This is a genomic window from Rhizobium sp. 007 (assembly GCF_015353075.1).
Classification (GTDB): Bacteria; Pseudomonadota; Alphaproteobacteria; order Rhizobiales; family Rhizobiaceae; genus Rhizobium.
Genome location: NZ_CP064187.1, coordinates 805,519 through 831,822, shown reverse-complemented (window position 1 = coordinate 831,822; position 26,304 = coordinate 805,519). Strand labels below are relative to the sequence as shown.

The window sequence follows — 26,304 nt, the reverse complement described above, 5'->3', positions numbered from 1 at the left end:
CCGTGAAGATGTCCGCAGTGCCGTTTCCCTGCAACGAAGGAAAATACGATGCCCACTTTGAGCAATGGCAGTGAGCTTACCGTATGGGAAGACATCAACAACGAGAGCCCCGATGCAATCCTTTTCAGCATAACGGAAACGGACGGCGACGTCCTCGGACCGGGGGCCGCGCATACAGATTATCCGTACGGCTGGGTCGATCTTGCCTCGGTCGACGTGTTCGACGGTTTCTTTACCGTCACCACCTTCACCAATGACGGCAGGACCGAGATCTTCACGACGGTGGAAACTTTCGTCTTCGACAACGAAGGCCGCTATATCCGCACGCTCTCCGACCAGGCGGCCTATCTTTCGACTGAGATTATCTCCGTCACTGCCGAAAGCCCCGACGACATGGTGGTGACATGGCAAGGCGCCAACGAATATTTCGGCGGCGAAAACACCCAGTACGGCCCGCATCAGATCATCCTGGAAGGCGGCGCGCTGCAGCCCGACACCTTCGTCAACCATGCGCCCACCGCCGCCGACATGAGCTTCACGCTTTCTCCTGGCCAATCGCTCGACGACATCAAGTTCAGCGCGTCGGATGCCGATTTCGACCTGTTGAGCTTCGTCATCGTGGACGGGCCGGACCATGGCACGCTGCAGCAGGAGACGCGATATGAAGCAGGCTACTATCCGTTTCATCAGGGCCAATATGTGGGCAGCCTGCACTATCACCAAGACTACCTGAACGGTAACCTCTTCGACTATTCTCCGGCGGCCGGCTTCGCCGGCACCGACAGTTTCACGGTTTACGCCACCGACGGCCAGGGCAACAGCAATCTGGCGACGATCACCATCATGATCGTGCCGCCGGCCGAAGAGATCACGCTCACCGATGCGAAAGACGTCACCACCTATGAGGCGTACGATCACCCGGTTCTCGTCGCCGCGATGGGCGGCAATGACCGGATCACCGGCAGCCGGTTCGACGATACCGTTGATGGCGGCGCTGGCAAGGACCGCCTGCGCGGCGGCGGCGGCGACGACACTCTCAACGGCGGAACCGGCCGCGACACACTCTCCGGCGGAGCGGGCGGCGACATCTTCGTCTTCGACACCGAGCCCGGCCGGGCGAATTGCGACAAAATCCTCGACTTCAGCTCCGCTGACGACCTCTTCCGGCTGGACAGCTCCGTGTTCGCCGGCGTTGTGGCGGGCGCGCTCGACCCTGGGGCCTTCGCGAAGGGCACAGCCGCGCTTCATGAGGACGACCACATCATCTACGACACATGCTCTGGCCGCCTGCTCTTCGATTCCGACGGGAGCGGCGATGCGGCCGCGGTGGCGTTTGCGGCCGTGAGCCACGGCACATCGCTTGCCGCCGACGACTTCCATTTCTTCTAGGCGCCGCCCCAACCGGCTTTAGAACCGGCGCGCCGCCCGTTTGTTGCCACATACATACGGGCGCAGCCTCGTTGCCCGGCGGGACTCAGTGTCCGAAATTCTTTAATTTATTCAATTGGTTATTAACCATATAGCAGGCTGCAATCCCCATGTTGCATTGCATCATGATCCAAAACCACCTACCGTGGGCCCGGCGCCACGGGGAAAACGCCATGGGAAACCATGTTCGAATAAGGATGTCAGATGCTTGATGCGCCAAAATCTAAGCCGAAAGACCTCGAAGCCATTGCCCGCACAGGCGGGCCCCTTCGCCGCATGGCAGCGCGCGTACCAACCTATTTAACCGATCTCAAGGAAAATCCCGCCTGGCTGCCGATGTTCCTGCTGGCGCGCACGATGCCTTTCCGTCGCGCCCATTGGCTGACCGCCAGACCCATTCCGTCTTCGGCAACTGCACCGTCAATGTTTGGCGCGATCAAGGCGGAGAAAGCCGCTGCGGAATTGCGAAGAAATGGCATCTTCACCGGCCTCACTTTGCCGCCAGCCATCCATGAGGAAATCGCCCGTTTTGCACGCGAGACGCCGTGTTTCGGCAATTTCGAGCGCAAGGTCGAGTTTCTCGCCGGAGAGCATGCCGAAGCCGAACGCCGCTTCGAGCGCACGATATTGAGCGGCCATCATTTCGAGCGGGTTCTGCAATGCAAGGCAGCGGTCGCCGTGCAGCAAGATCCGCTGCTCCTCAATATCGCGCGGCATTATCTCGGCGGCGAGGCGAAACTGATCACCACGCGGACATGGTGGAGTTTCCCCACGACGTCTGCCTCGGAAGCCGATCTAAGCCGCGCCTCGTTCAAGTTCCACTTCGATCTCGACGACTGGCGGATGCTGAAATTCTTCTTCTATCTGTCCGACGTCGATGCGGATGCCGGTCCGCATGTCTATGTTCAAGGCAGCCACAACCGCCGCCGGATGAAGCACCAGTTGACACTGCTTGTCGGACATTCGGCCGAGGACGTGCTGGGCTTCTACGGCAAGGAGAGCGCAGTCACGCTGACAGGAAAGGCGGGCACCGGCTTTGTCGAAGATCCCTTCGGCTTCCATATGGGAACGCTCGCCAAACATACGCCGCGCCTGATGATGGAAGTCGGATTTGGCGTATCGAAGCCGTCAAAGCGCCGGTATCACGGCGAGCCGGTGATCAGATAGCCGTCCCCCGGATTTTCGAAGCCGGCCCGGCTGGACCGGCTTCGGTGATTGGATGTGCTCTTGGCAGAGCGGCCCGCCGTTGCGGTTCAGGCCTCCGGGCAACCGTCCCGCAATTTACGCCATGTCGTGACGTTCAACTCCATCTCGCAGCGTGCGAGATACGACGCTCCGCCCACCCTGATGCAGGCAGTCTGGCCAAGCTCGTACTTCGTGCCATCCCGATTGCGGCAGGTGCAGCGCGAATCCGGGTGCGCCGCAGCGACGCTCGCTGCGGCCACGGCCAACGATAGCGTTGCAATCCATTTGGCGTGCCGGCGTTCCATCGGCTGAGCATAGCGCAAATGTTCGCAGTTGGCACGAAGCAAGGTGGCTTCCTACCGCGCCGATCACTTGCCGCAAGATTTCCTCCCGGCTCAGCCTTGCCGTTCAAGCTCTCCCAGCGAAGGGAGGCGCTGGCAGAGCTCCGCGATTGCCCGGCATCGGTCAGCGTATTGCGCCACGCTCCTGACAACGCCGGATCGCCTCGTCGAGCCGCACGCGGGAACGACGTCGTGAAACGGTGCTGAAAGCGCCTCAAACGGCGCCAGGAACCAGAGTCGTCGGAGTGAAGATGCACATTGGACGAGCTTTGATGCCAGCTCTCACCCAACCTCAAATCGCACCGATTTCCTTCAACTTCTTCAGTACCGCCTCGTTGGGCTCGCCGGTTTCCGGCAGGTTGTAGTGCTTTTGGAAGCGGCGGATGGCGGTGCGGGTTTGTTCGCCGGCGACACCGTCGACGCCGACATTGGCGTAGGCCATGTTGGAAAGGCCCTTCTGGATTCTCAGTACCAGATCGACATTGGTGAGCTCGGATGATGGGACCTGCTTCGGGCCGGCGGGCGCGGTCTTGATCTGCTTTTCGGCGCTGCGGATGGCGGCGGCGACCGGATCCTCGGCCGAGGCTTTCGAGGTCACATCCTCGCGCGGCTTCTCGGCGGGAACGGCCGAGGGGCCGATGGAATCGGTCCTGAGGGCGGCAAGCACATCCGGCGTCGCATCGCCACTCGGCAGCATGTCGACGGTTTCCTCGAAGAAGAGGATCGCGGCGCTGGTGCGCGGGCCGATGATACCGTCGGCCGTGCCGTTATAGAGGCCGCGGCGGATGAGCTCCTTCTGGATGTCCATGACCAGCTGACTGGGCTCTTGGCCGGGTGCTGCAGCCGGCGGCGTCGCATTGGTGGTCGAGGCAGCGCCCTCCTCGCCCGGACGTTCGATCTTGAAGGTCGTGACGTCGCCTGGGTGCGGCTCTTCCACGGTCGGACGGCCGATCGAGAAGGGCGCTAGCACATCGCGGGTGCGAAAGAAGGGATGCGGATGCGTACCCGGCTGATACCAGAGCGCATTGGCGGCGACGAAGCTGAAGATGACGACAAAGGCGGTGGTCCCGCCTGCGACCGACGGATTGCGCGCAATGACGCCGCCGAGCGCAGATGCGCCCGTCATGCCCACGCCGCCGAGGGCGGCAGCCCCTGTGAGAAGCAGGCTCGGCTGCTGCCGGCCTCTCCTTCCCTTAGGCGATTTTCGCTTGCGCGCGGCCATCGAAAAGCCCCTCTTCCAGTCCAGCGACATTCGTCGCCGCAATTTTCAGGCGCGGCGGGAAATCGACCGCCCCGTCCTTTTCCGCATGCGCGGCACCGGCGCCGGAACCATCCGCCGCGATCGAAATGGTGATGATCGTGCCTTCGCCGGGAACGCTGGCAATCGCGAAGTGACCGCCATGCAGTGCCACGAGGCCCTTCACCAGCGACAGGCCGAGGCCCGTGCCCTCGTAATGACGTGTATAATCGTTCTGCACCTGCATGAAGGGCTGGCCGAGCGATTCGAGCCTGTCGGCCGGAATGCCGATGCCGGTGTCGCTGACGCTGATCTGCAGGATGCCGTCGCGCACCGCCGCATCGACGGTGACGGCGCCGCCGGCATCGGTGAACTTCACGGCGTTGCCGACGAGATTGATGAGGATCTGCTGGATGGCGCGCTGGTCGGCGACAACCTCGTCGAGACCGCGCTGGATGCGGCTCGTCAGCGTCACACCCTTGCCCTTGGCCTGCAGCGCAAGCATCGCCTCGCAGGAGCGGACCGAGGCGCCGACATCGAACGGTTCGAGCAGCAGCTCATAGCGGCCGGCCTCGATCTTGCTCATGTCGAGCATGGTGTTGACGACGGAAAGCAGGTGCGCGCCGGACTCGCGTACCAGGGTCACGTATTCGCGCTGGCGCTCATTGTCGAACTTGCCGAAATATTCGCCGAGCAGGATATCCGAGAAGCCGAGGATGGCGTTCAGCGGCGTGCGCAGCTCATGGCTGACGGCGGCGAGGAAGCGCGACTTGGCATCGTTGGCGGATTCGGCATCGGCCGCCCGGCTTTGGGCTTCCATGCGCAGCTGCTGTTCGACCGAGACGTCGCGGAGCTGGGCGACGACGGCCAGGAGCTCGCCGTCCTCATCGCGCCGCGCCGTCATGTCCATTCTGAGATGCGCGAACTGGCGAAGATCAAGGGAAACGCAGGGGCGGTCGAGGCGAAGGTCGACGCTGGCGCACTCCTCGCCCTGGCGCAGCCGGTCGAGCGCCTGCAGGACGAAGATGCGGTCGGAGACATGCACCTGCTCGATGAAGCCCCTGCCCTTCGGATCGCGCATCCAGGCGAGGAACTCGCGGCAGTCACGGCCACCGGCGGTGGTGACGTTGCCTTGCGGATCGAGGAAGAGAACGAGGCCGGCACTGTTTTCCAGGAAGAAGTCTTCCGCGGGCGCCGCGGCGACGGCCGACACAGCAGCGCTCTGGCGGGCAAGCGCGATGCTGCCCACGGCTGAAAAGAGGAAGGCAGCGCAGACGGTCGCGACACCTGCAGGCAGTGCCACGGCGGGGCTGGTGACGAAGGAGAGGCCGAAAGGCGCAGCGATCAAGGCCGCGGAAGAGAGGAAGACAAGGCGGCGCAGGATCGCAAGCTCGCGCTCGGCAACAGCTTCGCCGCTTCCCGTGCGGGAAAGCCAGCCTGCCGCTGCTCGGTCCACGAGGGCTGCCGCCCGTCCGCCAATGTCACTCAATACGCGCACGCAATACCCGCCGAAAAGGCTCTTTACACAGTGCGGACAATAGGCCCCGGCGGCTTAAGGAAAGGATAAGGCAAAGCGGCCCTCCACAGCCCAAAAGCTGTAAAAATCCCATTTTGAGCCATCCGCAGGGCCCTTTGGTTTTTGTGGTTAATAGGGGGTAAGCGATGGATTTCGCTCGCATTTCGGCATTGTGTTAACCTTTGCGGCACGCTGCCCTTAGGGAATCCCTGCAATTCCAGGCAGCCCACTGCGCTATGCTTAACCCCGATGGCTACAATTTGACTGAAATGCGCTCAGAATGCCTTTATTTAAAATTCGAATTAAATTTGCCGCAAATGCCGTCGAGTTTCGAAAAGTGGCATTCGCATTTCCTCGCTAGGGTGAAAGCACACCGGAAAACCGGGCCTGATTCGGCGAGAAGACCGGACGGGAAAAACAGGATGGGCAACGACAATGTGGCTTCTGATCAAAGGATCGTTCTGGTTCGGCCTTGTGCTGGTCCTCTTGCCGCTCTTCAGCTCGGAGAGCTCGACGCGGCTTGCCAACGACCCGCAAATCCAATTCTTCGACGCCTTCACCGCCGCAAGCGGCGCCTATGAATATCTCACCGGCATGTGCAACGAGAAGCCGGAGGTCTGCGCCAAGGGCGCGGAAACGCTCACCGCCCTCGGCTACCGGGCCCGCGAAGGCGCCCGCGTCGCTTATGAGCTGCTGGACAGCCAGTTCTCGGACGAGACGGCACCGGCTCTTGCGGAGGCGACGCCGGCCGCACCGCTTACCGATTCTCCCGTCGCAGCCGATGCTCCTTCCGCAAAAGAGCACAGGGCTGCCGCACTGAACCAGCCGATGCCCTACCGCCCGCCGGTGGAGGACGAATCGGTTTCCGACAAGGTCGTAACCGGCGCCATTCCCTTGCCGACACCGAAGCCGGTCCTTTAAGAATTCCGCGGAGTTCTCCGCCCCAAGCTTGCACCGGCGATCCGCATGATACGGAGATGCCCGTGCCTGACGTGCCTGCCCTGTTTGATTTCAGCATTGTGCTGCGCCGTGAGGGTGCCCATCCCTCACGGCGTTTTTTCTATGCGTTCGAAGGATAGGCGGGCTGGCGACGAAGGCCGCCTTTGATCTTGAGGCGAGGAACAGGGCGCAAGGAAAGAGGATCAGGATGCCGTTGGCGTCGTCATTCTCGGCATGGCCGCCAGCGGCATCGGCATGATATCGTGAGCGGCGCGGCCTCCCCGCAATGCTGCCGAACTTCGCCGACTATCCTTCGCGCCTGCCTCACGGCCTTGGCGCCCGCCTGCTTGTCGCGCTGCTGGTGTGCCATGGCGAAGCTGCCCTCTATCACCAGTTCATTCGCAGCAATGGGCTGCTGCGGCAGATGTGGTGCGGCGGCCGACCCCATGGCGTTTGCCGCCTGGCAGACGTTTTTCTTTTTAATGGTTCAAAAGCGGCGGCAGTTCACCTATATCACTCACAATAGTGAAAGGCCCACTTATGGCATCTCTCGACGAGATCATCGACGACTTCTCCTTCCTTGACGACTGGGAGGACCGCTACCGCTATGTCATCGAACTCGGCAAGGGACTGCCGGACCTGCCGGACGACAAGAAGACGTCCGCGAACAAGGTGATGGGCTGCGCCAGCCAGGTCTGGCTGGTGACGCATCCCGAGGGGGATCCTGAAAATCCGGTGCTGATCTTCGAGGGCGATTCCGACGCGCATATCGTGCGTGGCCTCGTCGCTATCGTGCTTGCCACCTATTCCGGCAAGAGGGCCTCGGAGATCGCGGGCCTCGATGCTTTCGATATCTTCTCGAAGATCGGCCTTGTCGAGAACCTGTCGTCCCAGCGCTCCAACGGGCTGAGGTCCATGGTGAACCGGATCCGGGAAGAAGCGCGGGTGAGGGTCGCGGCTTAAGCGCGCCGTCATTCGTTTGGCAATACGCTCGTCTCGCGTGGAAACAGCCTGATCAAGTGCGTCCGCTCCATCTGCAGCCGTGAACGGCCGGACATGATATTCTCTTCGAGACATAACGTGATGTCGCTCGCCAGAGCCTCAGGGATCTCGATGCCTCCGGCCTTGAGGAGCCGATGCTCCATCGCCGAAAGGGAGCCAACGGCCCCATTGCAGCCGTCTGCGGAAAGTTCCGCCAGTCGTGTTCGGCGCTCGGCGGCATCGGCGGTTTGAATGCGCTCCCGCTCCTGATAGGCAGCGATCTGTCCCCACGCCAGATAAAGAGCCGCGGATGCGCAAAAGAACGCGATGAGAAGGCCGCTCCGCATGCGTCAGGCCTCCCGAACGTTGCAGTTGGCCGCAATCGGCATCTCGTGGGCGCAGGCTGCGACACGCATGACGTAGCGCTCGGCGGCGTCAGCGAGGGCCAATGCAACCTCGCTCTGCAGCCACCCCGCGTTTGCGGCTTCAATCGCAATCTGCGTCGCCAGATGGTCGAAGACGCAGGCGCACTCGTTCGCGCGCCGGGCATCGTCGACGTCGAAGGTGGGTGGCCTTATGTTCATGTTCAGTGGACGATCGCGGAAAGCGAGGACGGAAGGCCCTGAATGGCAAAACGGTGAAACGGCGGAACGGTAGGAGGCATGGCGACGACACGCTTTGCCTTGCCGAAGTGGCGGTCGAGTTCACTTGCAAGCTCGGCGGGCGAGGTCGTGCCTGCCTGGAACAACTGGATGAGCAGCAGTGCCGCAGCATTAAAAGTCCGAGGCTGATCGAAACGAATGTCGCCGGTATAGCCTGCATCGCTCAGCACCTGCTGCAGTATGCCAAGGTCCTCGCTGTTCAGGTATTTCATGGTGACTTCGGAAGACATGCAGTCCTCCTTTCGGTCGGGGCTAGGGCATGACCGCCCTCAGACAGCAGCGCCCGTGAAAATGGCTGCTGGAGGCTGGACAGTGCGCTTTCAGGGAATACAAAGCAAACGATATCTTTCGCATTCCCTTATATATCGTCAGGCGGTTGGCGGCGTCGGAACGGACCGCTGCGCGATGCCTTCAGTCGCTTCAGACAATTGACCACGGATGTACTTGCACTGGTGTGAAAAGCGATGACGAGGAAGGTCCGTGCGATTTCGCCCGGCCTTGTTTATTGCCTGCATTCTTCGGTGCGAGTGTCCCGACGGCCTTTCGAGCGGCCTTAAGCGCGGAAACATGTTTGGTCCAGAAAATAGCCTCGAAGGGGCAATTCTAGGAATGCTCCATTGCTAAAGAGCAGTGCGCAGGCCTTGCCCATCGCTTGGAGGATTCTTCGGCAAGCGCGGCCAATGTGACCTTGCCAAATTTCGCCAGCAAAATGGCTTCCGCCTCATGCATCGCCCCGGCAAGCGAGGCATTGACGGCCTGTTCGATGACGCAGTTCGGATTGTCGCCCGCCAGTCCGATCGAGAAGAGTTGCGGCGCGCCCAAGGCATTGTGGATGTCGAGCAGGGTGATCTCCCGCAAAGGACGCGCCAGGATCCAGCCGCCGCCGTGCCCCTTCTCGGACCGGACATACCCCTGATCCCGCAGGCCGGCCATGGTTCGGCGCACGACAACGGCATTGGTGCCCAGCATCGCTGCAATGGTTTCGGATGTTGCGACGCCTTCGTGGCGATCCATGTGAACAAGCACATGCAGCATGCGGGATAAGCGGGTGTCGTGTCTCATGGCCTGGTTCAGCTCGTTTGCGGATCACAGATGTAACAGATACATGATCATGCAACAATATTAGTTGCATGATCATTGACAAGCTATTTCACGTAACTTAACAAGTTTCATGACTTAACGTTCGGCTGTCCCGCCGGGCGATGAACCGGAACGAACGTAAGAGGATTATTTATGAGTTTCGACGTCATCATCATCGGCGGCAGCTTTGCAGGCATTTCAGCGGCGCTGCCGCTCGCCCGTGCCCGACGGAAGATCCTGGTGATCGATGCCGGTGAGCGCCGCAATCGCTTTGCCGCTGTCTCGCACGGTTTTCTAGGGCAGGACGGCCGTGAACCCGGCCTGATCGTATCCGAGGCCCGCCAACAGCTCGAACGCTATCCGACTGTCCACTGGCTGAATGCCAAGGCACAAGCCGCAGAGAGGACCAGCAATGGATTTGCTATCGAAATCGATGGCAAGCCTATGAAGGAAGGCAGGCGTCTGATCCTGGCAGCAGGGGTTGCCGATCGACTGCCCGCCATTCCAGGCCTGCAGGAACGCTGGGGAATATCTGTCTTCCATTGCCCCTATTGCCATGGTTACGAACTGAATCAGGGGCGGATCGGCGTCATCGCATCCGGGGAGCATTCCATGCATCATGCCCTCATGCTTCCTGACTGGGGCGAGACGACTTTTTTCACCAACGGTATCGTCGTCCCGAATGCCGATCAGGCAGCGCAATTGCGTGCGCGCGCAGTCAAGGTCGAGACGACACCAGTGCGCGAGATCGCAGGAGACCGTGCGGATGTTTGTCTGGACGATGGCAGGATTGTCGCAATGGACGGTTTGTTCACCCTGACGCGGACTTCAGTGCAAATTCCTTGGGCTGAGCAACTGGGCTGCGTGCTCGAAGAGGGGCCGCTCGGCCAGTTCATCAGGACGGATGCCGTAAAGCAGACGACCGCGAAGGGCATCTTCGCCTGCGGCGATCTAGCAAGGGCCGCAGGCTCCGTGGCTCTCGCCGTTGGTGATGGGGCGCTGGCCGGAACGGCAGCGCATCAGTCGCTGATGTTCGGGAGTGATTGACGGCATTTTCATGTCCGCGGCATGAACGAGAAACGTTCCAAACCGGCATGCCGCGTGGCGTCACAACACTGCAACTTTTGTGACGTTTAATCGCTTAATGACCAAACGCGCCCTTGTTATCATCGACCTCATCAATGACTACCTCGACCATTGGAGCGCAGATGAAGCTGCTCGGCTGATCGGTGAAACCAACACGCTGGCTGTGGCCTTTAGACAGGCCGCGTTGCCCGTCATATGGGTGCGGCCGGAATTTCGGCCTGACCTTAGCGACGCCTTTCTCGAGATGCGGGACAAGAACCTGAAGATCGCGATCGAGGGAACTTCAGGCGCCCATCTTCATGCTGGCCTCAATTGGGAGCCAAGCGACACGACCATCGTAAAGAAGCGCTATAGTGCGTTTTACCGGACCGAACTTGAAGACATTCTATCGGCGATGGGCGTGGGCGAGCTGGTATTGTGCGGCATCAACACGCACGCTTGTATTCGCATGACCGCTATCGACGCTTACCAACGCGACCTTCGCGTGGTGCTGGCGGAGGAATGCATCGATTCCTATGATGCCGAGCATGGAAGGGTCTCGCTTGTCTACATGAATGGAAAGATTGCCAAGGTGGCTACTGTTCCCGAGATAATCCAGGCTCTCCGCCCACTTCAGGCCGCAGGAGCCTTGCCGCCGGAAGCCGCAAGCAGCTTCGATGCCACCAGGACTTCGGTGCCTGCGAGGCCCGCCGAGCAAAACAACGTCGTTTGATCGTGCGCCTGGCGAACAGGCAGCCTGCCGCTGACGATCGCTGCCAAATCCACCAGGCGCACGGCATCGGGCGACCCATGCAGGAAGAATGGAGCCTTATAGGCGTCTGTCTGCTCCAGAGAGTCGGTCGCGATAACATGGGCGGCCGCGGCGATATCCAAGCCCAACTCATGCTCATCCACGGTCTTCGGACCGATGGTGTTGATGTGAACTCCGGGCTTCAGCCAAGCTGCCTCCATCACCGGTGTTCGGCTGGTCGTTGCACAAATGACGATATCGGCCTCGCTTACAGCGCGCCGTGGCGAAACCACGGGCTCCACGGGGATGCCTAAGCGCTGCTCCATCTCCGCTGAAAATGTGCGGCGGTTCTGTTCGTGGCGGCTATAGACGCGGACATGATCCAGCCTGCGGACAAGTGCCGCGGCCTCCAACTGTGTCCGCGCCTGTTGCCCGCTTCCAATGACGCCTACCGTCCTGACGCCAGGCGATGACATATGACGAATGGCGATGCCGCCAATCGCGCCGGTTCGGATATTTCCCAACCGGCTGCCGACGACAAGGCCTTGAAGCTCTGCCGTTTCAGTCGACCAGACCGCGACGACCTGTTCGTGGCGCAGCCCTTTGAATGTTTCATAAACCCTGAAGCCCGCAATGGAATCCTCGCCGATCGTGCCGCCGATAGTGAAGACAAGGTCGCCTTTGCCGCCAAAGGACACGCTATGCCTGGGCGGCGAAATCAATACCCCTGCTGATCGCGCCGCCATTGCTTCCTCGATCGCCTCGATGGCGATCTGCATAGCCGTGCTTCGGTCCAGGTCACTGTCGCTTAAAATGATGGCCACCGGCGCCTCCTTGGCTGACAGACTGCATCAAGTTCGCATCTCAACTTAGATTGAGGTCAACAGGGATTTACCGGTTCCGGCAATAATGCAGGCGCCAAATTCGATCCGGACGACCGGAAAAGCACCAGGTGCAATTCCTTTTTGTTTCAATTCGCCTTTTTCGTTACTGGCTGAATATACTGGGATTATTTTCCTCCATGTCCGCACAAAGAAAAAGCCGGGCTTGGGGCCCGGCTTTCGCGCTTAAGAGCGTGCGAGGCTCAGCCGCGGCCGCGTTTGCGGCGCTGGCCGAGGCCCATTTCCTTGGCGAGGCGCGAGCGCGCCTCGGCATAGGCGGGAGCGACCATCGGATAATCGGCGGGAAGATCCCACTTCTCGCGGTACTCTTCCGGCGAGAGACTGTGATGGGTCATCAGATGGCGCTTGAGAGATTTGAAGTTGCCGCCGCATTCCAGGCAGGTGATCTGATCATCCTGTACTGACTTGCGTACCGAAACGGCGGGCTTCTGCTTTTCGATGGTGGCTGCGGCGGGTTGCGGTGCAGACGTGTTGCTCAGTGCGGAATGCACGTCGGAAATCAAATTGGCCAGGTCACTGACCGGGACCACATGATTGCTGACATAAGCCGCTACGATATCGGCCGTCAGTTCTACCAGCAATTCCGGCCCGTTGCCGGTCGCGGTATCCGTCATATTCTGTTTCTCCTGTTCGCATGCGTGGATGACCCTCTTTCAGAGGATCGCCTTCGTAGAGGCAAACAGTAAAAGGCCAGACAGCGGCATCATGTCCTAAAAACGCGAATCCACCCCTAGATTCTTGAGACCGAAACCTGTTCTAATACTGCCCGAATACGAATCACAATCGCCGCACTCTTCGACCACAGCCTTCATTAGACATTCGAAATCAAAGCTAGAGATGGAATAGGCGAAACGATTCTAATTCGAAATCAGAACTCTACTTACACTTCAATTATCACTGTTTTACCGAAAGTCCAATTCTTATTTGCAGTTTTTCTACTTAAAAAGTTCAAAACACTAAGATTTTGCAAGCAAGGCTGCGGCTTTAGTTCACAATCGCGTGCATAACTTGCGTAAAACGAGCTAAATCGCTGAAAATTATACTCTCATCGGCCTTCCATGTCGTCGCGAACCGAGAGTTCCCACAATTTATGCCCCGTTTCATGCGCCGCCTTGGCCAAGAGGTGCGCTGCGACCGGGGCGGTCAGCAGCAGAAAGACGACGCCCGCGGCAGCGCGCGCGAAAATTGCAAGTTCGCCGGAATAAAGGCCGGCAGCAAGCAGCAGCAGGCCGGAGCCGACGGAACCCGCCTTGGAGGCTGCATGCATACGCGAGTAAAGGTCCGGCAAACGGACGACGCCGATCGCCGCCGAGAGCGCAAAAAACGCACCGGCAAGCATCGTGAGGGCGGTTGCCGTGGCGATAACGTATTCCATCATCCTGCCTTTCCTTCCGCATCGCCCGGCGCCGGCGTCACTGCCTGTTCTTGCCCGGCCGGCGACGGCCCGGCTCCCGGCCCACGGCGCGACAGGACGAAGCGGGCGAAGGCAACCGTCGCGAGGAAGCCGACCAGGCTCAGTGCGATCGCGATATCGATGTAAAGCGCAAAGCGCGTCTTGACGGCGATCACCGCGATGAAGCCGATGGCAATGCCGGTCAGCGTATCGAGAGCGAGAATGCGGTCCGGCAGCGTCGGTCCGATGATCACGCGATAGGCGGTGAGCACGAAGGCGATCCCGAGGATCGCAAGCGTGACCGCGGCGGCGGCCGAAACAAGCGTAAACGGCGCGATCATCGGAAAGCCTCCATGATCTTGCGTTCGAAGCCGCTCGCAATGGCGCGCTTCGTCGCTTCCGGATCAGCGCAGTCGAGCGCGTGGACATAAAGCGTCCTGCGGTCCTCCGAAACATCGACAGAGAGCGTGCCGGGCGTCAGCGTGATGAGATTGGCAAGCAGCGTGATCTCGAGATCACGATCGACGGTCAGCGGAAAGGCAAAGATGCCGGGCAAGATCTCCATCCTCGGCCGCAGCACCGTCCGCGCGACGGTCCAAGCCGAAAGCGCCAGTTCCTTCAGGAAAAGCAGCGCGAGTGACAGGACGAGGCGCGTGCGGTGAAGATAGCCCTTGCTGCCGAAAGGCTCGCGCACGATCGCCAAAGCGACGGCCCCGAGAACGAAGCCGAAGACGAGATTGTGCAGCGAGGCGCTGCCGGAAACGGCGACCCAGGCAATGGCAAGCAGCAGATTGACGAGGAAGGCGATCATTGCGCCGCTCCTTCCGGGAAGACAGAATGGATGTAGGCGCCCGGATCGGCGAGGCTTCCGGCGGCTGCCTGCGCCAGCGACAGCAACGGCTCCGGCAGGATGCCGAAACCGGTGACGAGTGCGGTCAGCGCCAGAAGCGGCAGCGCCGATTGCCAGCCGATCGCGACCGCCTCGACAGGCGCCGGCGCCGGGCGCCAGTAGGCGAGCAGGAAGACGCGGCCGAAACAGATGGTCGTCAGGAACCCGCCGGCCAAAAGGGCGGCGGCAAGCCACCATGCGCCGATATCGAGCGAGGCCTTGACGAGGATGACCTTCGGCCAGAAGCCGGAAAACGGCGGCAGGCCGCAGGCGGCGAGGAAGAGGATGAGCGAGACGGCGGCAAACCAGCCGCACTCGCGATAGAGCCCGCCAAGCGCGCTGAGCTGGAAGCTGCCGCCGAGGCGGGCCGCCTGCCCCGCCAAGAGATAGAGCGCCATCATCAGCATGACGGAATGCAGCGCGTAAAAAACCGAGCCGCTGACGCCACCCGGCGTGCCGATCGCGATACCGGCAAGCATGTTGCCGATGCCGGAGATGACGACATAGCCGAGCATGCGGCGGATATCGGTCTGCGCCAGCGCGCCGAGTGCGCCTATGAGGACGGTTGCGGCGCCGACAAGCGCGATCATCAGGCTCAGCGCCTCGCGCTCCACCGGCAGCAGCATCACCACCACCCGGATCAACGCGTAGATGCCGACCTTGGTGAGCAGACCGGCAAAGAGCGCGGAGACGACGATGCGTGGCGTATGATAGGAGGCCGGCAGCCAGAAGTTTACCGGGAAAGCGGCAGCCTTCATGGCGAAGGCAAAAAGGAAAAGGGCCGCCAGCGTCATCAGCGGCGCGCTATCGCGCAGGCCGGCGGCCTTCAGGGCGATGTCGGCCATGTTGAGCGTGCCGAAGATCGCGTAGAGGTAGCCGACCGCAATCAAAAAGAGCGTCGTACCGATCAGGTTCAGCACCGCATATTTCATCGCACCGTCGATCTGCTCGCGCTCGGATCCGAGGATCAGCAGGCCGAAGGACGAGATCAGCAGCACCTCGAACCAGACATAGAGATTGAAAATGTCGCCGGTGAGCAACGCCCCGGACACGCCTGCCATCAGGAACATGAGGAAGGGGAAGAAGCCGAAGCGCCGCCCGCCCGCGTCGATGTCGGTGAGCGCATAGAGGCTGCCCGCAAGCGCCGCGATCGCGGCTGCAAGCGCCATCAGCGCGCCGAAGAGGTCGACGGTGAAGGCAATGCCGAAAGGCGGCAGCCAGCGCCCCATCACCATCGTGACTGGGCCATCGTCGATCACCCGTTTCAACAACACCGCGTCGACCACCACCAGGGCCGCAAGGCCGAGAACGGCGATCAACGCATGCAGGCGGACATGGGCGCGAAGCATCAGCATCAGCGCGCCGAGCACGATGCAATGCACAACCGGCAAGATCACCAGCCAATTGCCTGGGGGGACGGGTGCGGTGAGGAGCGCGGCGGAAAGGTCGGTGCCGATGGGGGCGGCCATTTAAAGTTTCCTCCTCTTCTCCCCGGCGGGGAGAAGTGCCGCACCGAGCGAGGCGATGAGCGGGGCGAGCGGCGCAGGCCGCGAGCGTCGGGAGCGCAAGCGACGGATACCATATGCCGAGCCTACCCCCTCATCCGACCCTTCTGGGCCCCTTCCGCCCGCTGGGGAGAAGGGGGCCCCCATGGAAAAAGCCAGCGCCACCAGCCGATCTCCCTCCCTGTGGGGGCGATGCCCGGCAGGACGGAGGGGGGGTATCATCCGCACGATCCTCATCTCAATACCCCACTGGCGGAAGCGGCGGATCGTCGGGCTCGGCGACGCGCATCTCGTCGGTGTTGTCCGTGCCGATGTCCTGATAGGCACGGTAGGTCAGCACCAGCAGGAAGGCGAGGAAAGAGAAGGAGATCACGATCGCCGTCAAGATGAGGGCCTGCGGCAGCGGGTTGGCTGCACCGGCGGGCAGCGCGTCGAGGCCCGCCGGAATGATCGGCGGCACCTCGCGCGTCAGGCGGCCGGCGGTAAAGAGCAAGAGGTTCACGGCGTTTCCAAGGATCGCGATACCGAGCATGATGCGGATCGAGAATTTCGACAGCAGCAGGTAGATGGCGGCGGAAAAGAACAGGCCGACGAGGATCGCAAAAAGCGGTTCCATCACTCCACCTCCCTTTCCTCAAGGGCGAGCGCAATGGCGGTGATCGCGCCGACGACGACGAAATAGACGCCGATATCGAAGAGCATGACCGTCGAGAGCGGCACCTCGACGCCGAAGATTGAAGGATAGACCCACAGGCCGGTCATGAAGGGCACGGCAGCGGCGATCGAGACCAGGCCGGCGACCGCCGACATCATCAGGCCGGCACCGGCGATCGACAGCGGATGAAAGAGGATTGCCCGGCGCACAGCCGGCACGCCGGCCGCGATGCCGTAGATCGCCAGTGCCGAAGCGGCGATAAGCCCGCCGATGAAGCCGCCGCCCGGCTCGTTGTGGCCGCGCAGCAGGATGAAGACCGAAAAGAGCAGCATGAGCGCGACGAGGAAGGGGGCGATGGTGCGGAAGATGAGGGTGTTCATCGGGTGGGTGCTCCGCTTGGCGGCGAGCGGCGGACGAGGCTACCTTCTTCGCCCATCAAGTCAGTCGATGTGGCAGGCAAGGACAACCGTACCTCATCACCCGCCCTCATCCTCGAAGGATCACCTCCTCGTGCGCCACCCTGGCGATATGAATCGCGCTGAATGCGTGCGCTTTGCCACCAGCCCTCATCCCATAGTCCCCTCATTCCTGTGCTCGTCGCAGGAATGAGGCCACGGCGCGTCTGCGCCGTGAATGAACCGCCTTTTGAATGATTCCTATGACAGGCACGGGAATGAGGGCGGTTGAGGCAATGCCGTCTCCAGACAACAGCACCGGGCGCTGCAAATCTGCCGGAATGGAAACATCCGAGATGGAAACAAACGCGTTTCACTCCGCCGCCTCCACTCGATCCGGATCAGGCGCGACCAGCTTCCGCTCTCCCCCTGCCCGCATGCGGATCAGTGCGATGATGGCGAGGCCGGTGATGGCGACGACGGCGATCTCGCCGAGGGTGTCGGTGCCGCGGAAATCGACGATGATGACGTTCACGACATTGGCGCCGTGGGCAATGGTTTTCGAATGGGTGTTGAAGAAATCCGTCAGCGCCGCATTGAACGGCCCCTCCGTCGCCCGCATCAGAAGCAGCGCAAAGCCGAGGCCGCAGGCAAGCGCGATCGAGCCGTCGCCAAGCCGCTGACGCAGCGGACGCGGGTCGGTCGGCGAGAGGCGAAGCCTCGTCATGACGAGCGCCAGGATGACGACGGACAGCGTCTCGACCATGAACTGGGTGAAGGAAAGATCGGGCGCCCCGAAGAGCAGGAAGATCAACGCCACGGAAAAGCCCTGGATGCCAAGCGAGATGATTGCCGTCAGCCGGTCGCGGGCGCAAAGCACGGCCGCAAGGCCGATCACGGCGAGCAGGAAGATCGCCCATTCATGGAGCTGGACGCCGCGCGGCCAGACGGGAAACGACGGCAGTTCGCCGTAAAGCAGCGGCGGCACGAGGAGAATCAAGGCGAGGCAGACAAAGGTGCAGGTCACGTAGATTTCGAGCCGTCCCGGCTGGACGATGCGGGTGACGCGCCAGGCAAGGCGGACGAGCCCGGCGATGAAGCTATCGAAGCCGCGGTCCGGCCCCGGCCCTGCCGCCTGCAGGAAGGACACCATCAGCGCCCGGGCCAGCTCAATCTTCCAATAGACCGCAACGCCAAGGATCACGGTCAATACGGAAAGCGCGAGCGGAAGGCCGAGATGCGGCATCGGCGAGATCGCAACGTCGATTGCATCGCCCTGAACGGCCGAAGCCATCGGCGACGAGACGTAGTGATGCGTGATGCCGGAAAAGAGCGCGCCAGCAAGGCCCAGCACTGCCAGAATGCCGGGACCGAGCCAGAGCAGGACGGGCGCCTCGTTGGGATGTTTCGGGGTTTCTGCCGCCTGACCGACGAAGGGCTTCAGGCCGACCGAAAAGGCAATTGCAAACATCAGCGCATTGCCGAAGATCGCGACTGCGGTGAACACCAGCGAGCGCAGGTTGCCACCGGCGAGCGCAGCGTAGATCTCCTCCTTGGCGAGGAAGCCGAAGAAGGGCGGAAGGCCGCCCATCGAGATCGCGGCGAGTATCGCAATCGCAAAGGTCAGCGGCATGGCGCTCAGCAAACCACCGAGCTTCGTGATGTCGCGGGTGCCCGTCTCGTGGTCGAGGACGCCCGCGATCATGAAGAGTGCGCCCTTGAAGAGCGAGTGCGCCACCAGGTAAAGCACCGCGGCTTCGATGGCGTATTCCGAACCGAAACCGGTAAGCAGGACGAGAAGGCCGAGCGAAGAAACCGTCGTATAGGCGAGCTTCAGCTTCAGGTCGGCATGGGCAATGGCGAGCGCCGAACCGGCAACCAGGGTCATGCCGCCGAAGAACGGCAGCAGGATTTCCCAAGCCGGTGTGCCGCCCATCACCGGGTTCAGCCGCATCAGGAGATACACGCCGGCCTTCACCATGGTTGCGGAATGCAGGTAGGCCGATACCGGCGTCGGCGCCTCCATGGCGTTCGGCAGCCAGAAGTGAAATGGAAACTGCGCCGATTTGGTAAAGGCGCCGCACAGCACGAGACCGAGCGTTGCCAGATAAAACGGGCTGCCGCGGACGACATCGCCGAACGGCGAAAGCAGCGACATCTGCGTGACGCCGGTGATGTTCCAGAGAAAGAGCAGGCCGGCCAGCAGGCAAAGCCCGCCACCGCCGGTCACCACCAGCGCTTGAAGTGCCGCCCGTCGTGCCGCCTCCCGCTCATGGTCGAAGCCGATCAGCAGGAAGGAGGTGATGGAGGTCAGCTCCCAGAAGATGAAGAACATCAGGAAACTGTCCGAGACGACGACGCCGAGCATCGCGCCCATGAACAGGAAGATAAAGGAGAAGAAACGCCCCTGCTGCGGATGCCCCTTCAGGTAGCCGCCGGCATAAAGCACGATCAGCGTGCCGATGCCGGTAATCAGCAGCGCAAAGGTGAGCGACAGCCCGTCGAAAAACCAAGAGAAGCTCAGATTGTAGCTCGGCACCCAGGAATATCCGCCGGTCACCACCTCGCCGCGGGCGACGCCAGGTATGAAGCGAAGGAAGTGCAGGAACGACAGGAACGGCACGGCCGCCAGCAGCCAGACGCCGCTTGCGCCGAGCCGGCGAATGACGAAAGGGGAAAGCAAGGCGCCGAGAAGCGGCAGGCACAAGGCCAAAAATGTCAGACCAGTGACACCGGCCATGTCCCCTCCTCATTGCCAGAAAGTGATGCGTTGGCGCGAACTTAGGGTAATCGGCAAGCGCCCTCAAGCAATTTCGGAGGAGGTTTGGATGAATGATCGGAGGCGGGACCGATCAGGCCTGGCGGAGCGTAGCGGCAGAAGCAAACATGTGAAACAGCAGGACAATCACGGTCAGCGGCCAGAGGATGCATGCCACCGCGCCTGCGAGGCGGGCCAACGTCCAACCATCGTGGTTGGCCCAGCCTTCCAGCAAAGTCATCGTCAGAAAGAGCACAGCCACAAGGCAATAGGCCCACGGCAGAACAACGATGAACACGTCCATATCCCCCGCCTGGCATCAGCCGCCATGGCTAAAAGTACGTTAACGGCGCGGTCGGGATCAAACCATCAATTCGGATTAGCTATAGGCTAGGCATTTCGCCGATTGCCCCTTACCCTGCCCTCTCCCCGAGGGGCCGTCAGCTACGCCGCAGCCTTTCCGCGAAATCGCGGATGCACACTGCATGAGCCTTGTGTAGATATTTCGACGGCCCGCGATAGAACATGATTGCCGGGCTAATCCGTCCTGTCTTGATCCCGCTTGTCTTGCGCCCCACATTCTGGCCAAGACGGAACCGCCCCTCCGGCGCGAAAGGAGCATGCCTGATGTCCGACACCACGACCGCCAAAGTCCGCAAGACCGACGCAGAATGGAAAGAGCAGCTAACGCCGGAGCAATATCGCATCACGCGCCAGCACGGCACGGAACGCGCCTTTACCGGCCCCTACTGGGACAGCTTCGAGACCGGCCTCTACCGCTGCGTCGGCTGTAACGCGCCGCTCTTCCGCTCCGATACCAAATTCGATGCCGGCTGCGGCTGGCCGAGCTATTTCGAACCGGTCTCGCCGGATGCGGTGACAGAGCATCGCGACAGCTCCTACGGCATGGTCCGTACGGAGATCTGCTGCAGCAGATGCGATGCACATCTCGGCCACGTCTTCCCCGATGGCCCGCCGCCGACGGGCCTGCGCTACTGCATCAACGGACATTCGATGGTGTTCGAGCCGGGGAAATAGGCAACGCACGGGCGCTCATCACCACCGCCAGCTATTTTCCGGTAAGGGAAACGATCGACCGCCTGTGCCCGTCACAGGGATGAGGGCAGCGCAAGACAGCGATGCCTCGTTTGCCGCTCCCTCGCCTGCGATTGAAGTGCCAAGAATGCCCGCTTGAACGACGAGGGGTCACTTCGAAAGCTTGAGTTCCATGCAGGTGAGATCGAGCCAGCGGCCGAACTTGGTGCCGACCTCGGAGAAGGTGCCGGCGATGCGGAAGCCGAGCTTTTCGTGCAGGCGGATCGAGGCGACGTTTTCCGACTCGATGCCGGCGATCATGACGTGGACGCCGTTCTCTTTGGCCTTCTCGATAAGCGCCTGCATCAAAAGCTTGCCAATGCCGCCGCCGCGGCAGTCCTTGTCGACATAGACGGAGTGCTCGGCCGTATGGCGATAGCCGTCGAAGGCCCGCCAGTCGCCGTAGGTGGCGTAGCCCGCGACCTGCCCCGCCTTTTCCGCGACCAGAACCGGAAAGCCCCTCGCCTTGCGCGCCCGGAACCATTCGGCGCGGTTTTCGAGATCGACAAGGGTTTCGTTCCAGATCGCCGTCGTGTGTTCGACGGCGTGGTTGTAGATGTCGCGGATCGCCGCAAGATCGGCTTCGGTGGCGTCGCGCACGAGGACGGCGTCGGTCATGTCATGTCCATTCCGGTTCGTTCGGCCCAAGCGCATACGCCTGGCCTTCGGCGATGTAAACCGCGAATTTGTGCGAAGAAAGAACGATCAGAGCCTGGCAGCGCCCATGCTGAAGCAGGTGAGTACCGCCGAATAATGTACCGCTGCGGCGGCAACCACGAAGCCATGCCAGATGGCGTTCTGGAAGCGCAGCTTTTCCCAGACGTGGAAAATCACACCTGCCGAATAGATGATGCCGCCGATGACGATCAAAAGCATCGAAGCGAAGGGAATGCGCGAGGCGACCGGCCCGGCAACCAGAATGCCGCTCCAGCCCATGGCGAGATAGAGCAGGATCGTCAGCTTGTCGTAGCGCCCAGGAAAGGCGCATTTCAGGAAGATGCCGGCGGCCGCCATCGCCCAGATGGCAATCAGCATGGCGAAGAGCAGCGGGTCGTCGGCACCGCGTTCAAGGAAGGGCGTATAGGTCGCGGCGATCAGGATGAAGATCGCCGAATGATCGAGCCTGCGCAGGTACCATTTGGTGGGCGACACCGGCCAGGCATTGTAGGAAAAGGAAATGCCGAGTGTCAGCACAAGGCCGACGCCGTAAATCCAGGCGGCCGCGATCTCGCCGTAGGAGCTCCAAACCGTCGCATAGAAAATCAGCACGGTCGCACCGACGAGCGCAAGCGCCAGGCCGACGCCGTGCACGATGCCGTCGGCGATCAGCTCATATCTGTCGTAAGCCCAGCGAATGCCGTTGAACTCGCCCATTAATGCGCACCCATTCCTCGACCCTTACCGATGCTCTCACTGAACGGCCGGCGGCGCAACAGCCGGCAGCACCGTGCGCGGTAAAACTTCATGAAACGCTTTAATCCTTACCGATCCACCAGCACCGAGCATTTGGCGTGGCGTACCACCCGGTCAGCGGTCGCACCGATGAAATAGTTCGAGAAATCCGGAACATGCGAGGCGATGATGATGAGGTCGGCGTGGTGCGCCTCGGCGGCGGCGAGTATGCCGTGCGCCGGCGGGCCGCGGCCGATCTCCACCTTCGCCGCAATTCCGGTCTTCAGCCGCATCTGCTCCAGCTGCGCGCGTCCATCATCGATCGCATTGTCGATCAGTTCAGCCGGTAGGTCGACGGCGATATAGGTCGGCACGTCCTGCACGACATTGAGCAGGATGATCTCCCCGCCGGCATCAAGCAGCGTCGCAGCCTTGCGGAATGCCCTTTCCCCCCTCTCGACCGTACCCATCTCGATAGGGACGATGATCTTCTTGTACATGGTTTCCTCCACATCGGGCTTACCTACAAAAGAAGATAACGCGCGATGGACAGGTTCAAGTGGGCACAAGCGATCGTCAACATTCGCTCAACGCTTTATCCTCAAAAACTGATCTTCTGTGAACAATCGGAATCCGCCATATAAACTACAAGTACAGCGGCTCGAGAGGACTTGAAGGCGAAATGGACCGGCGAACATTCCTCGAGCTTGCTACGGGCAGCGCTTTCGCTGCCGCCGCCGGTGCGCCTTTCCCTTCCATGGCAGGAGATAGACATATGACGACCGAAACCTCTTATGCGCTGACGCGGCCTGCCTATGTCGGCCAGTCGCATCTGGTCGTCACCGACCTGCCGCTGGTCTCGAGCTTCTATCAGTCGATGCTCGGCCTCGAGGTGATCGAGAAGGCGCCGAGCGGCGAGGTGCTCGGCGTGAACGGGCTGCCGCTCCTGACGCTGACGACGGACAGCAAGGCGCAGATCGCGCCGCGCAATGCGGCCGGCCTCTTTCACACCGCCTTCCTGATGCCGAACCGCACGGAACTTGCCCGCTGGCTGCGCCATGCGGCCCATAACGATGTCGTGCTCGACGGCGCCTCCGATCATCTCGTCAGCGAAGCCATCTATCTCTCCGATCCCGAAGGCAATGGCATCGAGATTTACGCCGACCGGGCGCACGAAGCCTGGAAATTCCACCAGGACGGCCAGGTCGAAATGGCAACGATCCGCCTCGATCTGCAGGCGCTCTACGACAGTGCGCCCGAGGATGCCTGGGGCGGCATGGCCGACGGCACGGCGATCGGGCATATCCATCTGCAGGTCGGCGACATTCCGCAAGCCGATGCTTTCTATCGCGACGTCCTCGGCCTGAAGCTGATGGCGCGCTATCCCGGCGCGAGCTTCTTTGCAACTGGCGGCTACCACCATCACGTCGCCGCCAACATCTGGAACAGCCGCGGCGCCGGCACTCGCGCCGACGGTATGACCGGCCTTTCCGACTACACGCTGCGCTTCAACGACAAGGCGGCGCTCGACAATGCGGTGGCGGCACTCGACCGGCTGGAGATCGACAGCGCAAAGCGCGACGGCGGCGTGTTCCTCAAGGATCCGTGGGGCATCGGGCTGACGCTTTCGGCTTGAGGCAACGGTCCGTCCCCCATTCCTTCGAGCCGCTACGCCCGCGCCTCGAACACCATGTTGAACGGCGTTTCCGTCGCCCGGCGGAAATGCGAGAAGCCGGCGTCGAGCGCCACTTTCCTGAGCCTCATCTCGCCCGCCTGGGCGCCAAGGCCGAGGCCGACCTCCTGCGACAGCGACGCCGGGGTGCAAATCATCGTCGAAGCGCCGTAATAGACGCGTCCGACCGGATTGAGGTTGTCCTTCAGATTGTCGTGGGCAAATGGCTCGACGATCAGCCAGGTGCCGCCGGGGCCTAGCGTTTCCTTGACATGACGGCCGGCACCGACCGGATCTCCCATGTCGTGCAGGCAATCGAACATTGCGACCATGTCATATCCCTGCGGGGGGAATTCGGCCGCAGTGGCCTGCCGGAAGGTGACGCGGTCGCCGACGCCTGCCTCCTCAGCCGCGGCCCTGGCTTTCTCGATCGAGGGAGCATGATAATCGAAGCCGAAGAATCGCGAGGCGGGATAGGCCTGCGCCATCAGGATTGTCGACGCACCATGGCCGCAGCCGACATCCGCGACCTTGGCACCAGCCTTGAGCTTTGCCTCAACGCCATTCAGCGCCGGTATCCAGCTTGAAACCAGATGCGTGTTGTAGCCGGGCCGGAAGAAGCGTTCGGTGCCGCGGAAGAGGCAGACACTATGTTCGTGCCAGCCGACGCCCCGTCCGCTGCGGAAGGCTTCGGCGATCTTCGGCTCGTCCATCCACATGGACTGCGTCACCTGAAAGGCGCCGGCGAAGAAGGCGGGGCTGTCTTCTTGTGCAAACACCATCGCCTGCTCGGGCGTGAGATGGAAGCGGTCCGTCCCGTCGTCATAGGTTATGTAATCGGCTGCGGCCATCGCCGAGAGCCATTCGCGGAGATAGCGCTCCTTCAGCCCGGTCTCCTTCGCAAGGCGCGCCACATCCCGCGGCTCGCCGTCCGCCAGAGCCTTGAACAGACCGAGATCATCGCCGAGCACGACGAGCGCGCCGGAGACCGCAGCTCCGACATCGCCGACCAGCCGTTCGACCAGTTTATCGAGTTTCTGCATATCGGGTTCGCGCATGTCACCCTCCATTTCCACCGAGGTAAGACCAGCCCGCAAAACTATTCCGAGTAGGCCGCGCGATTGTCAATTTGCCCAAACTGAGTATCCGTCGGCACGCCAGCCTGCCGGGAACCAACACGCATTCCGTGCGTTTCCGTTTCGAGCCAATGAGGCTTTCGGGGACATTCCATAGATGGGCTTCGCCAACGGCATCCGGAAACAAGCAAAGAAGATCGCAATCGGCGAGCGGCGGACGAGCGCATGGGAAGACACGCTGACCACCGCGACGGAAGAGATGCCGCAGGCGCCGGCGCACCGCGTCCAGAAGGATGCGCTCGACGTCAGCATGGCCTGGGCGATGATCGGGATTTTCGCGATCCTTGGCCTTGCGGTCCTATACCAGATGTCGCTGATCCTGATCCCCATCACGCTCGCCGTAGTGGTAGGCATGATCCTCGGCATGGCGGCGGAAAAATTGAGCAAGCTCGGCGTGCCGCGCGTCACCGTTGCCATCATCCTTTCAAGCGCCGTTGCGCTGGTCATCTTCTTCGTCGTCAGCTCGCTTTCCGGGCCTTTGACGACGCTGACCAACGAAGCTCCGGCGTTCATCGAAAGGACGATCAACCGGATCATGCCCTATCTGGAGCAGATACGCTGGCTGCGCATTACCCCCGCAAGCCTCCAGAGCGGGCCGATCTCGATCAATGCGCTGCTCGAAAACACCGGAAACGTGCTGCATGTGGTGACGACAAACCTGACGCCGGCGCTCGTGCAGGCGCTGATTTTCTTTGCCGCCCTGCTGCTTTTTCTCTCCGGGCGCGTCAACCTGCGCAAGACGATCATCCTGACCTTCCGCACCCGCCAGCAGCGGCTCACGGCCATCCGCGTCATCAGCTCCGTCGAGCGGGTGCTGGGCTTTTATTTCGCAACCGCCTCGGTCATCTATGCGGCGCTCGGCGTCGTCATGGCGATGATTGCCTGGGCGGGCGGGCTCTCAGCGCCGGCGCTCTGGGGCTTCTTCGCCTTCCTTTCGAGCTTCATTCCCTATCTCGGCATCACCATGATGACGTTTTCCATCGCGGTCGCGGGCATCCTCACCCACAACGGCATCATCATCGGCCTCCTGCCGGCGGCCGCCTTCTTCATCGTGCACCTCGTCATGGAAAATCTGGTGTTCCCCGCCGTCATGGGCCGTCGGCTGGAAATCAATCCCTTCATCGTCTTCGTCGCCATCATCTTCTGGACATGGATGTGGGGTGCCGTCGGCGCCATGCTCGCTCTGCCGCTCTCGCTGATCGTCATGACGATCGTCGATGAACTCTTCATCGAGGAGAAAGTGCTGCCGCAATTGCCGAAGTGATGAGGGTGAGGCTGGCCGCTCAACGCCTCATCCTCCCAAATATCCTTTCAGCATCGGAGCCTT

General features: G+C 61.5%; 31 protein-coding genes. 10 read left to right on the top strand and 21 right to left on the bottom strand.

The genetic code is table 11. The features are described 5' to 3' along the window. The first annotated feature begins 48 nt into the window (after window positions 1–48). The gene (locus ISN39_RS37575) at window positions 49–1,389 is read left to right on the top strand and encodes an Ig-like domain-containing protein (RefSeq protein WP_194729261.1); all 1,341 of its coding nucleotides are present in this window, start codon (window positions 49–51) and stop codon (window positions 1,387–1,389) included. 243 nt (window positions 1,390–1,632) lie between these two features. Further along, the gene (locus ISN39_RS04030) at window positions 1,633–2,595 is read left to right on the top strand and encodes a hypothetical protein (protein WP_074067071.1); all 963 of its coding nucleotides are present in this window, start codon (window positions 1,633–1,635) and stop codon (window positions 2,593–2,595) included. A gap of 86 nt (window positions 2,596–2,681) precedes the next feature. Here ISN39_RS04030 and ISN39_RS36080 read toward each other — a convergent pair whose 3' ends face one another. The 3 genes from ISN39_RS36080 to ISN39_RS04020 form a co-directional block, all read right to left on the bottom strand. Next, entirely contained in the window at window positions 2,682–2,918 is a 237-nt protein-coding gene (locus ISN39_RS36080) for a hypothetical protein (RefSeq protein WP_074070208.1), read from the bottom strand. Between the two features lie 328 nt (window positions 2,919–3,246). Next, window positions 3,247–4,176: a peptidoglycan-binding protein gene (locus ISN39_RS04025; RefSeq protein WP_194729260.1), complete on the bottom strand. Its 930-nt coding sequence runs from the start codon at window positions 4,174–4,176 to the stop codon at window positions 3,247–3,249. Beyond that, the gene (locus ISN39_RS04020; RefSeq protein ID WP_194729259.1) at window positions 4,148–5,689 is read right to left on the bottom strand and encodes a HAMP domain-containing sensor histidine kinase; all 1,542 of its coding nucleotides are present in this window, start codon (window positions 5,687–5,689) and stop codon (window positions 4,148–4,150) included. The genes ISN39_RS04025 and ISN39_RS04020 overlap by 29 nt, the downstream gene beginning before the upstream one ends. Window positions 5,690–6,142: 453 nt before the next feature. Here ISN39_RS04020 and ISN39_RS04015 point away from each other — a divergent pair, with 453 nt between their 5' ends. The 3 genes from ISN39_RS04015 to ISN39_RS04005 all read left to right on the top strand — a co-directional run bounded on the left by ISN39_RS04015 (window position 6,143) and on the right by ISN39_RS04005 (window position 7,609). Next, complete coding sequence (locus tag ISN39_RS04015; RefSeq protein ID WP_074067068.1) at window positions 6,143–6,628, top strand: DUF5330 domain-containing protein; 486 nt, start codon at window positions 6,143–6,145, stop codon at window positions 6,626–6,628. Between the two features lie 304 nt (window positions 6,629–6,932). After that, window positions 6,933–7,172: a hypothetical protein gene (locus ISN39_RS04010; protein WP_194729258.1), complete on the top strand. Its 240-nt coding sequence runs from the start codon at window positions 6,933–6,935 to the stop codon at window positions 7,170–7,172. Between the two features lie 14 nt (window positions 7,173–7,186). Beyond that, the gene (locus ISN39_RS04005; RefSeq protein ID WP_022714528.1) at window positions 7,187–7,609 is read left to right on the top strand and encodes a SufE family protein; all 423 of its coding nucleotides are present in this window, start codon (window positions 7,187–7,189) and stop codon (window positions 7,607–7,609) included. An 8-nt stretch (window positions 7,610–7,617) separates the two neighbouring features. Here the strand turns inward: ISN39_RS04005 and ISN39_RS04000 are convergent, their stop codons facing one another. The 4 genes from ISN39_RS04000 to ISN39_RS03985 form a co-directional block, all read right to left on the bottom strand. After that, the gene (locus tag ISN39_RS04000; RefSeq protein ID WP_194729257.1) at window positions 7,618–7,974 is read right to left on the bottom strand and encodes a hypothetical protein; all 357 of its coding nucleotides are present in this window, start codon (window positions 7,972–7,974) and stop codon (window positions 7,618–7,620) included. A 3-nt stretch (window positions 7,975–7,977) separates the two neighbouring features. Next, window positions 7,978–8,211, bottom strand: a complete 234-nt coding sequence (locus tag ISN39_RS03995) for a hypothetical protein (RefSeq protein ID WP_194729256.1) — start codon at window positions 8,209–8,211, stop codon at window positions 7,978–7,980. A gap of 2 nt (window positions 8,212–8,213) precedes the next feature. Continuing rightward, window positions 8,214–8,519, bottom strand: coding sequence for a hypothetical protein (locus ISN39_RS03990; RefSeq protein ID WP_194729255.1), 306 nt, complete (start codon window positions 8,517–8,519; stop codon window positions 8,214–8,216). Between the two features lie 373 nt (window positions 8,520–8,892). Next, on the bottom strand, window positions 8,893–9,351 hold the full coding sequence (locus ISN39_RS03985; protein WP_074067062.1) for an Rrf2 family transcriptional regulator: 459 nt from the start codon (window positions 9,349–9,351) through the stop codon (window positions 8,893–8,895). A 171-nt stretch (window positions 9,352–9,522) separates the two neighbouring features. Here ISN39_RS03985 and ISN39_RS03980 point away from each other — a divergent pair, with 171 nt between their 5' ends. Next, window positions 9,523–10,416, top strand: coding sequence for an NAD(P)/FAD-dependent oxidoreductase (locus ISN39_RS03980; protein WP_194729254.1), 894 nt, complete (start codon window positions 9,523–9,525; stop codon window positions 10,414–10,416). A 97-nt stretch (window positions 10,417–10,513) separates the two neighbouring features. Beyond that, window positions 10,514–11,167, top strand: coding sequence for an isochorismatase family cysteine hydrolase (locus ISN39_RS03975; RefSeq protein WP_194729253.1), 654 nt, complete (start codon window positions 10,514–10,516; stop codon window positions 11,165–11,167). On the opposite strand, the gene ISN39_RS03970 is transcribed toward ISN39_RS03975, so the two are convergent. From ISN39_RS03970 to ISN39_RS03925, 10 genes are all read right to left on the bottom strand, one after another. Further along, entirely contained in the window at window positions 11,068–12,009 is a 942-nt protein-coding gene (locus tag ISN39_RS03970) for an ornithine cyclodeaminase family protein (protein WP_194729252.1), read from the bottom strand. The two genes, ISN39_RS03975 and ISN39_RS03970, sit on opposite strands and share 100 nt — an antisense overlap. A gap of 260 nt (window positions 12,010–12,269) precedes the next feature. Continuing rightward, window positions 12,270–12,701 carry a MucR family transcriptional regulator gene (locus tag ISN39_RS03965; protein WP_022714520.1) on the bottom strand — a complete coding sequence of 144 codons (432 nt, stop codon included), beginning with the start codon at window positions 12,699–12,701 and terminating at the stop codon, window positions 12,270–12,272. Window positions 12,702–13,132: 431 nt separating this feature from the next. Next, on the bottom strand, window positions 13,133–13,465 hold the full coding sequence (gene mnhG / locus ISN39_RS03960; RefSeq protein ID WP_074067058.1) for a monovalent cation/H(+) antiporter subunit G: 333 nt from the start codon (window positions 13,463–13,465) through the stop codon (window positions 13,133–13,135). Continuing rightward, entirely contained in the window at window positions 13,462–13,821 is a 360-nt protein-coding gene (locus tag ISN39_RS03955) for a cation:proton antiporter (RefSeq protein ID WP_194729251.1), read from the bottom strand. Before ISN39_RS03955 ends, mnhG begins: the two co-directional genes overlap by 4 nt. Beyond that, window positions 13,818–14,291 (bottom strand): Na+/H+ antiporter subunit E, encoded by a 474-nt coding sequence (locus tag ISN39_RS03950; protein WP_194729250.1) that lies wholly within the window; start codon window positions 14,289–14,291, stop codon window positions 13,818–13,820. Before ISN39_RS03950 ends, ISN39_RS03955 begins: the two co-directional genes overlap by 4 nt. After that, window positions 14,288–15,838: a Na+/H+ antiporter subunit D gene (locus tag ISN39_RS03945; RefSeq protein ID WP_194729249.1), complete on the bottom strand. Its 1,551-nt coding sequence runs from the start codon at window positions 15,836–15,838 to the stop codon at window positions 14,288–14,290. The genes ISN39_RS03950 and ISN39_RS03945 overlap by 4 nt, the downstream gene beginning before the upstream one ends. Window positions 15,839–16,112: 274 nt before the next feature. Then, a complete protein-coding gene (locus ISN39_RS03940; RefSeq protein WP_039844325.1) occupies window positions 16,113–16,490 on the bottom strand; it encodes a Na+/H+ antiporter subunit C in 378 nt (125 codons plus the stop codon). Then, on the bottom strand, window positions 16,490–16,909 hold the full coding sequence (locus ISN39_RS03935) for a Na+/H+ antiporter subunit B (RefSeq protein ID WP_074067053.1): 420 nt from the start codon (window positions 16,907–16,909) through the stop codon (window positions 16,490–16,492). The genes ISN39_RS03940 and ISN39_RS03935 overlap by 1 nt, the downstream gene beginning before the upstream one ends. A gap of 388 nt (window positions 16,910–17,297) precedes the next feature. After that, complete coding sequence (locus tag ISN39_RS03930; RefSeq protein WP_194729248.1) at window positions 17,298–19,664, bottom strand: putative monovalent cation/H+ antiporter subunit A; 2,367 nt, start codon at window positions 19,662–19,664, stop codon at window positions 17,298–17,300. A gap of 112 nt (window positions 19,665–19,776) precedes the next feature. Further along, on the bottom strand, window positions 19,777–19,986 hold the full coding sequence (locus tag ISN39_RS03925) for a hypothetical protein (protein WP_194729247.1): 210 nt from the start codon (window positions 19,984–19,986) through the stop codon (window positions 19,777–19,779). A 323-nt stretch (window positions 19,987–20,309) separates the two neighbouring features. On the opposite strand from ISN39_RS03925, the gene msrB reads away from it, so the two are divergent. Further along, window positions 20,310–20,720, top strand: a complete 411-nt coding sequence (gene msrB, locus ISN39_RS03920) for a peptide-methionine (R)-S-oxide reductase MsrB (RefSeq protein WP_074067051.1) — start codon at window positions 20,310–20,312, stop codon at window positions 20,718–20,720. 168 nt (window positions 20,721–20,888) lie between these two features. On the opposite strand, the gene ISN39_RS03915 is transcribed toward msrB, so the two are convergent. The 3 genes from ISN39_RS03915 to ISN39_RS03905 all read right to left on the bottom strand — a co-directional run bounded on the left by ISN39_RS03915 (window position 20,889) and on the right by ISN39_RS03905 (window position 22,669). Continuing rightward, on the bottom strand, window positions 20,889–21,395 hold the full coding sequence (locus tag ISN39_RS03915; RefSeq protein WP_194729246.1) for a GNAT family N-acetyltransferase: 507 nt from the start codon (window positions 21,393–21,395) through the stop codon (window positions 20,889–20,891). An 87-nt stretch (window positions 21,396–21,482) separates the two neighbouring features. After that, window positions 21,483–22,151: a hemolysin III family protein gene (locus ISN39_RS03910; protein WP_022714509.1), complete on the bottom strand. Its 669-nt coding sequence runs from the start codon at window positions 22,149–22,151 to the stop codon at window positions 21,483–21,485. Window positions 22,152–22,258: 107 nt separating this feature from the next. Further along, the gene (locus ISN39_RS03905; protein WP_194729245.1) at window positions 22,259–22,669 is read right to left on the bottom strand and encodes a universal stress protein; all 411 of its coding nucleotides are present in this window, start codon (window positions 22,667–22,669) and stop codon (window positions 22,259–22,261) included. A 275-nt stretch (window positions 22,670–22,944) separates the two neighbouring features. Here ISN39_RS03905 and ISN39_RS03900 point away from each other — a divergent pair, with 275 nt between their 5' ends. Continuing rightward, window positions 22,945–23,805 carry a VOC family protein gene (locus tag ISN39_RS03900; RefSeq protein WP_246763275.1) on the top strand — a complete coding sequence of 287 codons (861 nt, stop codon included), beginning with the start codon at window positions 22,945–22,947 and terminating at the stop codon, window positions 23,803–23,805. Window positions 23,806–23,837: 32 nt separating this feature from the next. Here ISN39_RS03900 and ISN39_RS03895 read toward each other — a convergent pair whose 3' ends face one another. Next, window positions 23,838–24,899 (bottom strand): class I SAM-dependent methyltransferase, encoded by a 1,062-nt coding sequence (locus ISN39_RS03895; protein WP_194729243.1) that lies wholly within the window; start codon window positions 24,897–24,899, stop codon window positions 23,838–23,840. 175 nt (window positions 24,900–25,074) lie between these two features. Between ISN39_RS03895 and ISN39_RS03890 the strand changes: the two genes are divergently transcribed. Then, on the top strand, window positions 25,075–26,241 hold the full coding sequence (locus ISN39_RS03890; protein ID WP_194729242.1) for an AI-2E family transporter: 1,167 nt from the start codon (window positions 25,075–25,077) through the stop codon (window positions 26,239–26,241). The last annotated feature ends 63 nt before the right edge of the window (window positions 26,242–26,304 follow it).